Origin of the sequence: Neisseria sp. 27098_8_158, assembly GCF_041433145.1 — a bacterium.
GTDB classification, from domain to species: Bacteria; Pseudomonadota; Gammaproteobacteria; order Burkholderiales; family Neisseriaceae; genus Neisseria; species Neisseria subflava_E.
The window spans coordinates 224,552-238,042 of record NZ_JAPWAZ010000002.1; the positions used below are offsets into that span (position 1 = coordinate 224,552).

At 48.1% G+C, this 13,491-nt stretch carries 16 protein-coding genes and 1 tRNA gene; 14 read left to right on the forward strand and 3 right to left on the reverse strand.

All coding sequences use genetic code 11. The features are described from left to right. Positions 1-51 precede the first annotated feature (51 nt). A complete protein-coding gene (locus tag O3681_RS06540) occupies positions 52-1,482 on the forward strand; it encodes a basic amino acid/polyamine antiporter (RefSeq protein ID WP_371459562.1) in 1,431 nt (476 codons plus the stop codon). 66 nt (positions 1,483-1,548) lie between these two features. On the opposite strand, the gene O3681_RS06545 is transcribed toward O3681_RS06540, so the two are convergent. Both O3681_RS06545 and O3681_RS06550 read right to left on the reverse strand, forming a co-directional pair. After that, positions 1,549-1,878, reverse strand: a complete 330-nt coding sequence (locus tag O3681_RS06545; RefSeq protein WP_003679997.1) for a rhodanese-like domain-containing protein — start codon at positions 1,876-1,878, stop codon at positions 1,549-1,551. 52 nt (positions 1,879-1,930) lie between these two features. Then, positions 1,931-2,587, reverse strand: coding sequence for a protein-L-isoaspartate O-methyltransferase (locus O3681_RS06550; RefSeq protein ID WP_371459563.1), 657 nt, complete (start codon positions 2,585-2,587; stop codon positions 1,931-1,933). A gap of 183 nt (positions 2,588-2,770) precedes the next feature. On the opposite strand from O3681_RS06550, the gene tpiA reads away from it, so the two are divergent. From tpiA to O3681_RS06575, 5 genes are all read left to right on the forward strand, one after another. After that, positions 2,771-3,544, forward strand: coding sequence for a triose-phosphate isomerase (gene tpiA / locus O3681_RS06555; protein WP_004519014.1), 774 nt, complete (start codon positions 2,771-2,773; stop codon positions 3,542-3,544). A 7-nt stretch (positions 3,545-3,551) separates the two neighbouring features. Then, positions 3,552-3,911 (forward strand): preprotein translocase subunit SecG, encoded by a 360-nt coding sequence (secG, locus tag O3681_RS06560; RefSeq protein ID WP_036492092.1) that lies wholly within the window; start codon positions 3,552-3,554, stop codon positions 3,909-3,911. 15 nt (positions 3,912-3,926) lie between these two features. Then, positions 3,927-4,012: transfer RNA gene (locus O3681_RS06565), tRNA-Leu, on the forward strand. A gap of 90 nt (positions 4,013-4,102) precedes the next feature. Beyond that, positions 4,103-4,660 carry a UbiX family flavin prenyltransferase gene (locus O3681_RS06570; protein ID WP_371459564.1) on the forward strand — a complete coding sequence of 186 codons (558 nt, stop codon included), beginning with the start codon at positions 4,103-4,105 and terminating at the stop codon, positions 4,658-4,660. Between the two features lie 56 nt (positions 4,661-4,716). Beyond that, the gene (locus tag O3681_RS06575; protein WP_371459565.1) at positions 4,717-5,151 is read left to right on the forward strand and encodes a pyridoxamine 5'-phosphate oxidase family protein; all 435 of its coding nucleotides are present in this window, start codon (positions 4,717-4,719) and stop codon (positions 5,149-5,151) included. A 53-nt stretch (positions 5,152-5,204) separates the two neighbouring features. On the opposite strand, the gene ppk2 is transcribed toward O3681_RS06575, so the two are convergent. Beyond that, positions 5,205-6,134, reverse strand: coding sequence for a polyphosphate kinase 2 (ppk2, locus tag O3681_RS06580; RefSeq protein ID WP_004519010.1), 930 nt, complete (start codon positions 6,132-6,134; stop codon positions 5,205-5,207). A 167-nt stretch (positions 6,135-6,301) separates the two neighbouring features. Here ppk2 and O3681_RS06585 point away from each other — a divergent pair, with 167 nt between their 5' ends. The 8 genes from O3681_RS06585 (at position 6,302) to atpA (ending at position 13,479) form a co-directional block, all read left to right on the forward strand. After that, positions 6,302-8,086, forward strand: coding sequence for a chorismate-binding protein (locus O3681_RS06585; RefSeq protein WP_371459566.1), 1,785 nt, complete (start codon positions 6,302-6,304; stop codon positions 8,084-8,086). A 101-nt stretch (positions 8,087-8,187) separates the two neighbouring features. Further along, entirely contained in the window at positions 8,188-9,048 is an 861-nt protein-coding gene (locus tag O3681_RS06590; protein WP_371459567.1) for a ParB/RepB/Spo0J family partition protein, read from the forward strand. 280 nt (positions 9,049-9,328) lie between these two features. Continuing rightward, positions 9,329-9,682 carry an ATP synthase subunit I gene (locus tag O3681_RS06595; RefSeq protein ID WP_049331704.1) on the forward strand — a complete coding sequence of 118 codons (354 nt, stop codon included), beginning with the start codon at positions 9,329-9,331 and terminating at the stop codon, positions 9,680-9,682. Then, a complete protein-coding gene (gene atpB, locus O3681_RS06600; protein WP_003748099.1) occupies positions 9,672-10,538 on the forward strand; it encodes a F0F1 ATP synthase subunit A in 867 nt (288 codons plus the stop codon). Before O3681_RS06595 ends, atpB begins: the two co-directional genes overlap by 11 nt. Before the next feature lie 64 nt (positions 10,539-10,602). Further along, complete coding sequence (gene atpE / locus O3681_RS06605) at positions 10,603-10,839, forward strand: F0F1 ATP synthase subunit C (protein ID WP_004519005.1); 237 nt, start codon at positions 10,603-10,605, stop codon at positions 10,837-10,839. A gap of 73 nt (positions 10,840-10,912) precedes the next feature. Beyond that, on the forward strand, positions 10,913-11,383 hold the full coding sequence (locus tag O3681_RS06610) for a F0F1 ATP synthase subunit B (protein WP_003708446.1): 471 nt from the start codon (positions 10,913-10,915) through the stop codon (positions 11,381-11,383). Between the two features lie 4 nt (positions 11,384-11,387). After that, positions 11,388-11,921, forward strand: coding sequence for a F0F1 ATP synthase subunit delta (locus tag O3681_RS06615; RefSeq protein WP_107723813.1), 534 nt, complete (start codon positions 11,388-11,390; stop codon positions 11,919-11,921). Between the two features lie 10 nt (positions 11,922-11,931). After that, entirely contained in the window at positions 11,932-13,479 is a 1,548-nt protein-coding gene (gene atpA / locus O3681_RS06620) for a F0F1 ATP synthase subunit alpha (RefSeq protein WP_003676111.1), read from the forward strand. Positions 13,480-13,491 lie beyond the last annotated feature (12 nt).

Here is a 13,491-nt window from a genome sequence, read left to right on the forward strand (position 1 = left end):
CGGTAATGCCGTCGCTTCACAAACACATAATGATAAAAATCAGGAATAAACATGTCGCAAAAATCTCAAATCGGTCTGGTTGCGCTGACGGCCTTGGTTATCAGTTCCATGATTGGTTCGGGTATTTTCAGCCTGCCGCAGAATATGGCTGCCGTTGCAGGTTCGCAGGCTTTGCTGTTGGGTTGGCTGATTACCGGTGTGGGCATTATCTTTCTCGGCCTGTCATTTTCAGCCTTGTCCAAACTTAAGCCCGAATTGGACGGTGGTATTTATACGTACGCCCGCGACGGCTTCGGCGATTTGATGGGTTTTTTCTCGGCGTGGGGCTATTGGCTTTGCACCACGGTCGGTATTGTCGGCTATTTGGTGGTTGCGTTTGAAGCAGTAGGCGGATTTGTCGATACGCCGGACAACGTGATTTTCGGTAAAGGCAACACATTTGCTGCTTTTGTTGGAGAGTCAGTAATTGTGTGGCTGATTTACTGGTTGGTAGTGCGCGGTATTAAAGAAGCGGCAGGAGTGAACCTGATTGCGACGGCAGTCAAAGTATTTCCGCTGATTTTATTTATCGGTATGGCAGCCTATTTCTTTCAAATCGAAGTGTTTATGTCCGATTGGACAGGGGCGAGCCTTGCTACGCCTGAAAATCCTGATGTCAGCCTGATGACGCAGGTGAAAAACACAATGCTGATTACGCTGTGGGTGTTTACCGGTATTGAGGGTGCGGCGGTTTTGTCTAAGCATGCGCGAAGTCGTGCTGATGTCGGTCGAGCAACCATTATCGGAGTCAGCTTGACGCTGGCAATGTATGTGGCAATTACCGTCTTGGCTCAAGGCATTTTGCCTCGTGCGGATATTGCTGCAATGGCTAATCCGTCTATGGCAGGCGTGTTGGCGCACATGGTCGGCCCTTGGGGTAACGTGCTGATTTCTTCCTGCCTGATTGTGTCTGTGCTGTCGTCTTATTTAAGCTGGACGCTGTATGCGACCGAGATTCCGCACATGGGTGCGAGAAACGGCGCATTTCCAAAATCGTTTATCCCGTTGAATAAAAACGAAGTGCCGCAGGGTTCGTTGATGTTTACCACCTTGACCGTGCAGTTTTGCCTATTGTTGGTATGGTTAAAAGGCGAGGATTATTCTGCCTTGCTGATGGTATCGACTTCCATGATTTTGATACCATATTTGTTAATTGGTGCATATCTGCTCAAATTATCGCTGACACAAAAGGCCGCGGCGAAATACCGTCTTATCGGTGCGGCAGCAACGCTTTATGCAGCTTGGATTGTCTATGCGGCAGGCACGGAATATTTGCTGCTTTCAGTCTTGCTCTATTTGCCAGGCGTATTGCTATTTCTCTATTCGCAAAAGAAACACTACGGAAGTTGTCAGTTCAACCGTATGGAAAAAGCCGTATTGGTATTGCTGTTGATTTTGGCTGTGCCGGCCGTACAGCAGTTTGTCGCTAGCTTGCAAGCGTAAGCAGAAAGGTTTGAAAAAGGCCGTCTGAAATCCAGTTTCAGACAGCCTTTTATTGATAAAACCGATTCAGTACCGCATCATTTTGCTGTCCACCTGCATTGCCCAAGCATCAATACCGCCTTGCAGGTTATAGAGGTTTTCAAATCCGGCGTCTTCTAAATACATTGCCGTGTGCAGGCTGCGGATGCCGTGGTGGCAGTAAACGACAATGGGCAAATCGTCGTCGGGCAGCTCGTTTTGACGCAGGGGGATGAGGTTCATCGGGATATGAATGGCGGCGGGCAGGGTGCAGATGGCGCGTTCTTCATCGGTGCGGACGTCGAGCAGATGAAATGCGCGGCCTTCGTCCTGCCATTGTTTCAATTCGGTGGGCGAGAGTTGGATAATGTCGGTCATAGGGTTGGGTATAAAAGTATGAGGCCGTCTGAACTTTCAGACGGCCTGTTGTTTAAAAATCGAAATTGCCGAACGGATTGGCCGATTTGTCTTCCAAGTGTGCTACGACGGTGTCGAACAATACTTTTTCGGAAAACTCATTGCCGTTGCGCGTCAGCAAAAGCGCGTGTTGTACCGGTTTGCGGCCGACAATGACCACCATACGGCCGCCGTCTTTCAGTTGCTCTTTCAGAATTTCAGGTACGCTGTCTACTGCGCCGCCTACATAAATCGCATCAAAAGGCGCGCCTTGCGATGCTTCGGTCAGGCCGTTGTTTTGCACATAATCGACGTTGGCAAAGCCCAATTCGTCCAAAACTTTTTTGGCGCGTTGCTGCTGCTCGGCATCGATGTCGTCGGTTACGACTTTGCCGGCCAGTTTGGACAGCAGGGCGGTCGCATAGCCTGAACCTGTACCGATTTCTAAGACGGTTTCGTCTTTTTTCAGTTTCAAGCCTTGAGCCAGGCGGGCAACGACTTTGGGTTCCAACATCTTATGGCCGTTGGCCAGCGGCAGCTCCATATCCGCATAGGCCAAACCTTGAAAAGCCTCGCCGACAAAATGTTCGCGCTCGATCTCCTCCAAAGCATCCAAAATGTCGAAGTCCAAGACATCCCACGGACGAATCTGCTGTTCAACCATATTGAAACGCGCTTTTTCAAAGTCCATATTTGTGCTCCGTTCAATTCTTAATTTTATCGAAGCATACATTATAAATCCTTGTCGGAGAGTGTGCCATCTTTCAGACGGCCTCGGAGGCCCGTTAATAATTGCCAAGCGCACATATATCCACTAAACTTTCACATTACGCGACGCTATAACAAGCAACAACCAACACACGGAGCAATAAAGATGTATCACCAAATCGGAATGTGGGACCAAAAATGGGTTATCGGCAACTGGAAAATGAACGGCCGACTCCAAAACAACAATGCGCTTATGCACCGCTTCCGTGTCATGCCAACCGCAGAACGCGTGTTAATCGGCCTGGCCGCTCCGACCGTTTATCTGTTGCAACTGCACAACGCCATGCAGATTGTTTTGAACAACCGCATCTTGACCTGCGCGCAAGACGTGAGCCGTTTCCCCAATAATGGCGCGTACACAGGCGAAGTGTCCGCCGAAATGCTTGCCGACATCGGTACAGACATCGTCCTCATCGGTCACTCCGAACGCAGCCTTTATTTCGGCGAGAAAAACGAAATCCAACGCCGCAAAATGGAAAACGTCCTCAACGTCGGCCTGATTCCATTGTTGTGCGTCGGTGAAAGCTTGGAAGAACGCGAAGCCGGTAAAGAACATGAAGTCATTGCCCACCAGCTTTCTATCCTGCAAGGGTTGAACACCAAAAACATCGCCGTTGCCTACGAGCCGGTTTGGGCGATCGGTACAGGCAAAGTCGCCACTGTCGAACAAATCGCCGACATGCACGCATTTATCTACAAAGAAATCTTGTCTTTGTGCGGAAGCGATGTTAAAATCCGCGTTCTTTACGGCGGAAGTGTGAAAGCGGATAACGCGGCCGACATCTTCGCAGTACCTCATGTAGACGGCGCATTGGTTGGTGGCGCGTCATTATCATATGACTCCTTTACCGCCATCATCAACGCAGCACAAGCCTCGTAGAAAACATATGGAAGCCTTTAAAACCCTTATCTGGATTATTAATATTATTTCCGCTCTATTCGTAATCGTGTTAGTATTGCTGCAACACGGTAAAGGTGCGGATGCCGGCGCAACATTCGGTTCCGGCAGCGGTAGCGCGCAAGGCGTATTCGGTTCTGCCGGTAATGCCAACTTCCTCAGCCGATCGACTGCCGTTGCTGCAACATTTTTCTTTGCGACCTGCATGGCAATGGTGTATATTCACACCCACTCCAATAAGCACGGTTTAGACTTCAGCGATGTGAAGCAGACCCAGCAAGCTCCTAAGCCTGCAACGCCTGCACAAAACAATACAACTCCTGTTGCACCGAATCCTCAGCAGCAGTAAGACAATTTAATTTATGCCGACATGGTGGAATTGGTAGACACGCTATCTTGAGGGGGTAGTGGCCGTAGGCTGTGCGAGTTCAAATCTCGCTGTCGGCACCACATTAGAAAATCTAACCGCTTTTTAGCGGTTATTTTTTCGTCTTGAGAATCTGCCTTTCATTTATTTTTAGGCCGAGACAGGGAAATACAATGAAGCGTTTGGTTGTCGGCATCAGCGGTGCCAGCGGTTTTCAGTATGGCGTGAAGGCTTTGCAGCTTTTGCGTGAGCATCAGGTAGAAACGCATTTGGTGGTTTCGCAAGGGGCGGAGATGACCCGTGCTTTGGAAACGGATTACACTAAAGAAGACGTTTATGCTTTGGCGGATGTTGTGTATTCTATCCGTAATGTCGGGGCAAGTATTGCCAGCGGTTCGTTTTTGACGGATGGAATGTTGATTGCGCCGTGTTCAATGAAGACCTTGGCTTCGGTTGCTCATGGATTTGCCGATAATTTGCTCAGCCGTGCGGCGGATGTAACGTTGAAAGAGCGGCGCAAGCTGGTGTTGATGGTGCGTGAAGCGCCGTTAAACTTGGCGCACATTGAAAATATGCGCCGTGTGACAGAGATGGGCGGTATCGTGTTTCCTCCCGTTCCGGCTTTATATCAGAAGCCTGAATCCATCGAAGATATGATTACACACAGCGTCTCTCACGCTTTGGACTTGTTCGGTATTATTCAAAACGATGTGCCGCGCTGGCAGGGCTGATATTTCAGACGGCCTGAAAATAAATTTAATACACTGAGAAAGAGGATAAAAAAATCATGCAAGCGATTCCTGCCAATATCGTTAAATTTTTGAGCAATCATCATGTCGTCAGTATTGCCGCTGCGGCAGACGGCGAAATTTGGGCGGCTTGCTGTTTTTATGTGTTTGATGAAGCCAATACCCGCCTAATTGTGCTGACTTCTTTGAAAACAAAGCATGGCGGACTGATGAGCCGTTCTGCCAAAGTAGCCGGCACCATCGCCGGTCAGCCTGACAGTATCACGAAAATCAGTGGTGTTCAGTTTGCGGCGACTGCCGCCTTGATTGAAGATGAAGCGGATTTGAAAGCGGCGCAGTCTTTATTTTACAAAGCGCATCCTGCTGCTCGAGTGATGAAAAGTGATGTCTGGGCGTTGAATTTGGACAGTGTGAAATTCACTGACAATAAATTGGTATTTGCACAAAAAACGTACTGGAATCGCGAGGATTAAGAAAAGGCCGTCTGAAAGATGAAATTTCAGACGGCCTTTGGTAATGTTACAAATTAATCGTGTCCGAGCTCGACAGTTTTGTCTTTGTAACGTGTATCAGGAACCAAAACGATTTTCTCGTCCACTTTGCCGATGGCTTTCACGTCTTTGCCCGGATAGTCCAGCTGGTGCAGGAAGTAGCGGATACAGTTCAAACGTGCACGTTTTTTGTCGTCGGAGCGGATGATGACCCAAGGCGCGTCGCCGGTATGGGTGTGGAAGAACATGGCGTTTTTGGCTTCGGTGTAGTCGTCCCAGCGGTCGAGCGACTGGATGTCCACAGGGGACAGTTTCCAGTGTTTCAGTGGGTCGTCACGGCGGGAGATGAAGCGACGGAGTTGTTCTTCACGGGATACGGAGAACCAGAATTTGAACAGGTGGATGCCGCTGGCAACAAGCATACGTTCCAATTCAGGGGTTTGACGCATGAAGAGCAGGTATTCGTTAGGTTCGCAGAAGCCCATTACGCGTTCTACGCCGGCACGGTTGTACCATGAGCGGTCGAAGAATACCATTTCGCCTGCGGTCGGCAGGTTTTGGATGTAGCGTTGGAAATACCATTGGCCGCGTTCGGTAGTGGTTGGTTTCTCCAAAGCAACCACGCGCGCGCCACGCGGATTCAGGTGTTCCATGAAGCGTTTGATGGTACCGCCTTTACCGGCTGCGTCGCGGCCTTCAAACAGGCTGACAATACGCTGACCGGAATCTTTAACCCAGCTTTGTACTTTCAACAATTCGATTTGCAGCTTCTGTTTTTCTTTTTCGTAAACAGAGCGGCGCATACGTTGTTTGTACGGGTAGTTGGCAGGAAGCGGTGCGCTGCTGGAATCTTCGTCAGTGCCGCGTCCTTCGTGTTCCAAAACAGCCTTTTCGAATACTTGCAGCTGGTCTTGTTTCTCGCCCAGTTCAACATTCTCGAACGGTTCTAATTGGTGGTCTGCCATAAAGTCTCCTTATCGATTAAGTTTTAAATGATATGGTGTGGTATGACTTGATTTTACCTCTTTATGCTGTGTTAGCCTACATAAAATTACACATAAGCGATTTTTTCCGACTTATTTGATAATTTTTGTAAAACCAGCGTATAATCAGCCTATTTGTATCATACATCATGCCTTATTTCGCCCTGTTCGACGATGCCGTGAGCGGCCGAGCAAAACTCTATCAAAATCATGTAGAAAGCCATCGGTTTTATCATAACGAACTGGATTCGTTAACAAGTATTTTGCAAGCCGGCTGGAAAAAGGGTTTGCATGCAGTGTTGTTTGTAGACTACGAATTTGGGTTGCCGCTGATGGATATTCCATCTGGCCGCAGTGGCAGTCTACGTTTGCACTGGTTTGCCGATTGTTCTGAAATCGATGCCGAAAGCTGGTTGGCCAATCATTCAGACGGCCTGGCGGCAGGTATCTCCACTCCCCGATTCTCCGTATCCGAAGCCGATTATCTCGAGCATATCAACCAAATCCACGAGGCCATCCGCCGTGGAGATACCTATCAAATCAATTACACCGAGCGCCTACACCTGCAAGCTTACGGCAATCCGATTCAGCTTTACCGCCGCTTGCGCCAGCCTGTGCCATATGCCGTTTTGTCTTGTCTGCCCGACGGGGCAGGGCAGGAAGCGTGGACTTTGTGTTTTTCTCCCGAACTTTTCCTCAAAATCGATTCAGACGGCCTGATCACAACCGAGCCGATGAAAGGCACTGCGCCGATTCTTCATGACGGACAAGATGAACGCCGCGCCGTTGAATTGCAAAACGATCCGAAAAACCGCGCCGAAAATGTGATGATTGTCGATTTGTTGCGCAACGACCTCGGCAAAATCGCGCAAACGGGCAAAGTACGCGTGCCTGAACCATTTAAAGTTTCACGTTTCGGCAGCGTTTGGCAGATGACCAGTGCCATCGAGGCACAGGCGCTACCTGATGTTTCGGTTGCCGATATTCTTCATGCAGCCTTTCCGTGCGGCAGTATTACCGGCGCGCCAAAACGCATGAGTATGCAGATTATTGAGTCTCTTGAATCCGAACTGCGCGGTTTGTACACAGGCAGCATCGGCTTTTTGCATCCGTGTGATACGGGTTTGGGATTTGAAGGCGTATTTAATGTTGTGATTCGTACCTTATCCCTGAAACCGGTTTTAGACGGCCTTTATCAAGGCGTTTATGGCGTAGGTTCGGGGATTGTGATTGATAGTGATCCTGAAGCCGAATATCGTGAGTGCGGTTGGAAGGCGCTTTTCCTCAATGACTTGCGGCCTAATTTCGGTATCTTTGAAACCATGCGCGTGGAAGATAAACAATGCCGTTTGCTCGATTTGCATTTAGGCCGTCTGAACAGCTCGGCACAAGCGCTCAACCTGCCTTGGCATCAAAATACGGCAGAGCAAATTCAACACTATATAGATGCGTTGCCAAGTAGGTTATTTAGAGTCAAAGCCGCCTTGTTTTCAGACGGCCTTGTATTGAGTCATGCGGCTGTTTCTGAATTAGATGGGCAGCAATACGTCATCTTGAGTGAGCACACATTAAGTCAACGCGATTATCTGCGCCGCTTCAAAACCACACGCCGTGAAATTTTTGACCAAGCATGGAAAACGGCAGAAGGGCAGGGCGCATTTGACAGCCTGTTTTTCAATTCAGACGGCCTTTTGTTAGAGGGTGGAAGAAGCAATGTGTTCGTCAAATATCAAGGACAATGGTTCACGCCGTCTTTGGATTTGGATATTTTGAACGGGGTAATGCGCCAAGCGGTATTGAAGCAGCCGCAGCTATATTTAGGTGTGGATACAATCAAGGAAACCCACATCACGCGCGCGATGTTGGAAAATGCGGAAGAAATCCGTTTGAGTAACGCTTTAAGGGGCATGTTTGCGGTTTCGCTCCGTAAATAAATGGCAATAGTCAAATCATAGTGATTCAAATTGTCGTAAAGCGGCAATATCCGATAGAATACGTCATTTCAACAATGAGGCCGTCTGAAAGGGAAAACAATATGGCAAAAGCAAAAGGTGGATTGGGGCGCGGTTTGGATTCGCTGATTTCCAATGCGGTGGACAGCAGCAGTAGCGACCGCCTGACAACGGTTGCCATCGCCGATATTCAGCCCGGCCGCTATCAGGCGCGTGTGCAAATGGATGACGAAGCCTTGCAGGAATTGGCCGATTCCATTAAAGCGCAAGGCATTATCCAGCCGGTTATCGTACGCGAACGTGGTCTGTCTCAATATGAATTGATTGCCGGCGAACGCCGTTGGCGCGCTTCCCAGTTGGCCGGTTTGACCGAAATTCCCGTCGTCATCAAAACCATCAGCGACGAAACCGCGTTGGCCATGGGTTTGATTGAAAACCTGCAACGCGAAAACCTCAATCCGATTGAAGAAGCGCAAGGTTTGAAACGCCTCGCCGACGAATTCGGCCTGACTCATGAAACCATTGCAAAAGCCGTCGGTAAAAGCCGTAGTGCCATCTCCAACAGCCTACGTCTGTTGAGCCTGCCTGAGCCGGTTCAGGAAATGCTTTACCAACGCCGTCTGGAAATGGGTCATGCCCGTGCGTTGTTGACCTTGCATGTGGTCGATCAATTGGAATTGGCGCAAAAAGCCGTCAAAAACGGCTGGTCGGTGCGCGAGGTAGAACGCCGCAGCCAATTGGCGCATCAAAAAGCCAAGCCCGAAGCGGCTAAAACCGTCAGCCCGGATATCCGCCGCATCAATGATGCATTGACCGAGCATTTGGGCGTTAATGCCGAAGTCAAAACCAGTAATCAGAAAAAAGGCAAAATCGTGCTGCATTTTGATACGCCGGAAACATTCGAATATTTGCTGAAGCAGTTGGGCATCAATCAAGCGTTCTAACGGCTTTATAAACAGAACGGGCCGTCTGAAAAAAGTTTTTCAGACGGCCTGAATTTTTGAAAAAGCGTAGAGCGTATAAATGTTTACAATACAAATCAAAATCTTCTGTAAAATCTATGTAACAACATGTAATTTGTGTTAAACTCCGTTCCAGCAAAGATTTGTTTTATATGTGTTAATCATTTATTTGTGAAAGGTTCACAAAGATTAACATATTGCTTGACGTTAACAAACTTCTTGATTATATTAGCCTGCCTTGCTTTTTGGGGTACAAAGTACAATGAATCAGATAGTCCCATTGCAAGTGATTGTATTATTAATAATTTCAGTTGTTTGTGCGTTATTTTCCGGATTGCCCGGCTTCCTCTCTGCTTTGGCGGGAGGATTTTCGTACATTTTGCCTACCCTAGTTGCAGTTTTACTTTTAAAGTTTTCCCGACGAAATCCCGATCTGCAAAGTTCGATGTTTATCGGCGGAGAGGTTTTAAAAGTAGTGCTGTCGCTGGTATCTATGTTGGTCGTTTTTGCGATATGGCATCGATCACTGGTATTTTACCCATTTTTATTGGCGTTTCTTGGCGTCAGTCATTTGGTTTTTTTAGTATTGTTGAGAGTAAAACACTATGGCAGGTGAAACTATGACCGCTGCCGACTACATCAAGCACCACTTGCAAAGCTTGACCAGTATGTCGGATGTTACTCAGGGTCAAGGACTGAAAAACATTGCTGATTTTTCGTTCATTAACCTTGATGCAATCTTTTTTGCTGTTCTGTTGGGCGTAATCGGCAGCTTCCTTTTGTGGCGCGGTGCCAAAAAAGCGACGGCCGGTGTTCCCGGTCGTTTCCAAGCGGCTGTTGAAATTCTGTTCGAATTCGTGGATGACATGTGTAAGAGCATTATCCATAACGAACAATCGCGTAAAGCCGTTGCCCCATTGGGTCTGACCTTGTTTGTCTGGATTCTCTTGATGAACGCCATGGATATGCTGCCGGTTGATTTGCTGCCGATGGCATGGCAAGGCATTACCGGTAATCATCATGCCCTGTTGCGCGTCGTGCCGACAGCTGACTTGAATACGACTTTGGCTCTGGCGATTGGCGTATTGCTGATCTGTATTTACTACAATGTCAAAATCAAAGGCCTTGGCGGTTGGATTCACGAGTTGTTCTGCGCACCTTTCGGTCCGTGGCTTGCTCCGGCCAACTTCCTGCTGAACTTGGTAGAGTTTTTGTCCAAAACCGTATCCCACGGTATGCGGTTGTTTGGTAATATGTATGCCGGCGAGCTGGTGTTCCTGTTGATCGCTCTGTTGGGCGGTGCATGGGCGTCAACCGGCAGTGTCGAAACTTTGGATCCGATTTTATTTGTGTTCCACCTGATTGCCGGTTTGGCTTGGGCGATTTTCCACATTTTGGTCATCACCTTGCAGGCATTTATTTTCATGGCGTTGGCGTTCGTATATATCGGACAGGCGCATGATGCACACTAATCAAGTAGTTTTTTTGTAGTTTGTTTTTTGTAGTTTAACCTTTACTATTTTAAGGAGTTTAAAAATGGGTTTGATTGCTATCGCATGTGGTTTGATCGTTGCCTTGGGCGCATTGGGTGCCTCTATCGGTATCGCAATGGTTGGTTCTAAATACTTGGAATCTTCTGCTCGCCAACCTGAGCTGATCGGTCCTCTGCAAACCAAACTGTTCTTGATCGCTGGTCTGATCGACGCGGCTTTCTTGATCGGTGTGGCTATTGCCCTGTTGTTCGCCTTCGTTAACCCGTTTAGTGGTGCGTAATCAAGACGGAGCGATCCGTTCAGATACAGGCTTGCCGTCTGTTTGATTAACCCAGATACGAAGGTTAAGTAACGTGAATATTAATGCAACCTTATTTGCGCAAATCCTAGTTTTCTTTGGCTTGGTATGGTTTACGATGAAATTCGTATGGCCTCCGATCGCCAAAGCATTGGATGAGCGTGCCGCAAAAATCGCCGAAGGCTTGGCTGCTGCCGAGCGCGGTAAGAGCGATTTTGAGCAGGCAGAGAAAAAAGTTGCAGAACTTATGGCCGAAGGGCGTAATCAGGTAACCGAAATGGTTGCCAACGCCGAAAAACGTGCTGCAAAAATTGTAGAAGAAGCCAAAGAGCAAGCTTCTCATGAAGCAGCACGCATTGCAGCCCAAGCAAAAGCTGATGTAGAGCAAGAAGTTAACCGTGCACGCGAAGTGTTGCGCGAACAGGTCGCTTCATTGGCTGTTAAAGGTGCGGAATCTATCCTGCGTAAAGAAGTCGATGCTTCCAAACATGCAGATCTGCTCAGTGCCTTAAAACAGGAGCTGTAATCTTATGGCAGAGTTCGCAACGATTGCCAGACCTTATGCGAAAGCATTGTTTAGTCTGGCTCAGGAAAAAAACCAAATCGAGTCTTGGTTGGGCGAACTGAAAGAACTCGCAGCGGTTGTTCAAGATGAGAAAGTCATTGCTTTCATCGAGCAACCGGAAACGGGAGCTTCCGAAAAAGCAGAAACGCTCAAAGGTCTTGTCGGTATCAAAAATGTCGAATTGGCAAATTTCATTACCGTTTTGGCCGAGCAAAAGCGTTTGCTGGTATTGCCGGAAATTTATGCCCAATATCAAGATTTGACCTTGATACACAACAATACGAAATCGGCAGTAATTTACAGCGCGTATGAGCTCAGTTCTCAGCAGCTGGCCGATGTTGCCGATATCCTGACAAAACGCTTTAACAGCAAATTGGATGTGGTAGCTAAAGTTGCCCCTGAATTAATCGGCGGCATCAAAGTAGAAGTGGGTGATCAGGTCTTGGATTTGTCCGTACAAGGCAAACTGAATGCTTTGTATGCGACTATGACAAATTAGGAGAGTTTTCATGCAGCTTAATCCTGCTGAAATTAGCGATTTGATTAAAGCCAAAATCGAAAATCTGTCCGTCAATGCAGAAGTGCGTACCCGTGGTACCGTTGTTTCTGTTACAGACGGCATTGTGCGCATTCATGGCTTGTCAGACGCGATGCAAGGTGAGATGCTCGAATTCCCCGGTAACACTTTCGGTCTGGCCATGAACTTGGAGCGTGACTCCGTCGGTGCCGTAGTGTTGGGTGAGTACGAACACATTAAAGAAGGCGATACAGTTACCTGTACCGGCCGTATTTTGGAAGTGCCGATCGGTCGCGAACTGGTTGGTCGCGTGGTTGATGCATTGGGTCGTCCTATCGATGGTAAAGGCCCAATCAATACAACATTGACTGCTCCAATCGAGAAAATTGCACCAGGTGTGATTGCGCGTAAATCGGTTGACCAACCAATGCAAACCGGCCTGAAAGCCATTGACTCTATGGTTCCGGTTGGTCGTGGCCAACGTGAGTTGATCATTGGTGACCGTCAAACCGGTAAAACAGCCGTAGCACTGGATGCCATCGTCAACCAAAAAGGTACAGGCGTTATCTGTATTTATGTGGCTATCGGTCAAAAAGCATCTTCTATTGCCAACGTAGTACGCAAATTGGAAGAGCATGGCGCGATGGAACATACTATCGTAGTTGCTGCAACTGCTTCTGAAGCCGCTGCACTGCAATACATCGCTCCTTACTCCGGTTGTACTATGGGTGAATTCTTCCGTGACCGTGGTGAAGATGCGTTGATCGTATACGATGACTTGTCTAAACAAGCCGTTGCATACCGTCAAATTTCTCTGCTGTTGCGCCGTCCTCCTGGCCGTGAAGCATATCCTGGCGACGTATTCTATCTGCACTCCCGTCTGTTGGAACGTGCGGCCCGTGTCAGCGAAAACGAAGTTGAAAAACTGACCAATGGCGAAGTAAAAGGCAAAACCGGTTCTCTGACTGCGTTGCCAATTATTGAAACCCAAGCTGGTGACGTATCAGCATTCGTACCAACCAACGTAATTTCGATTACAGACGGCCAAATCTTCTTGGAAACCGACTTGTTCAACGCCGGTATCCGTCCTGCAATCAATGCCGGTATTTCCGTATCGCGCGTAGGTGGTGCAGCACAAACCAAAGTCATCAAAAAACTGGGTGGCGGTATCCGTTTGGCGTTGGCACAGTACCGTGAATTGGCGGCATTCTCGCAATTTGCTTCCGATTTGGACGAAGCAACACGCAAACAGCTGCAACACGGTGAAGTGGTTACTGAATTGATGAAACAAAAACAATTCAGCACATTAAACACTGCCGAAATGGCATTGACTTTGTGGGCGATCAACAACGGTTCTTACGCAGATGTTCCGGTATCCAAAGCCTTGGCTTTCGAAGCAGAATTCTTGAGTTTCGTACGTACGCAACATCCTGAGGTTCTGGAAGCGATTAATGCATCAGGCGCAATGTCTGACGAAAGCGAAAAAGCATTGACCGAAGCCATGAAATCTTTCAAATCTTCTTACGCTTACCAAGCATAAGTATTGAGATGA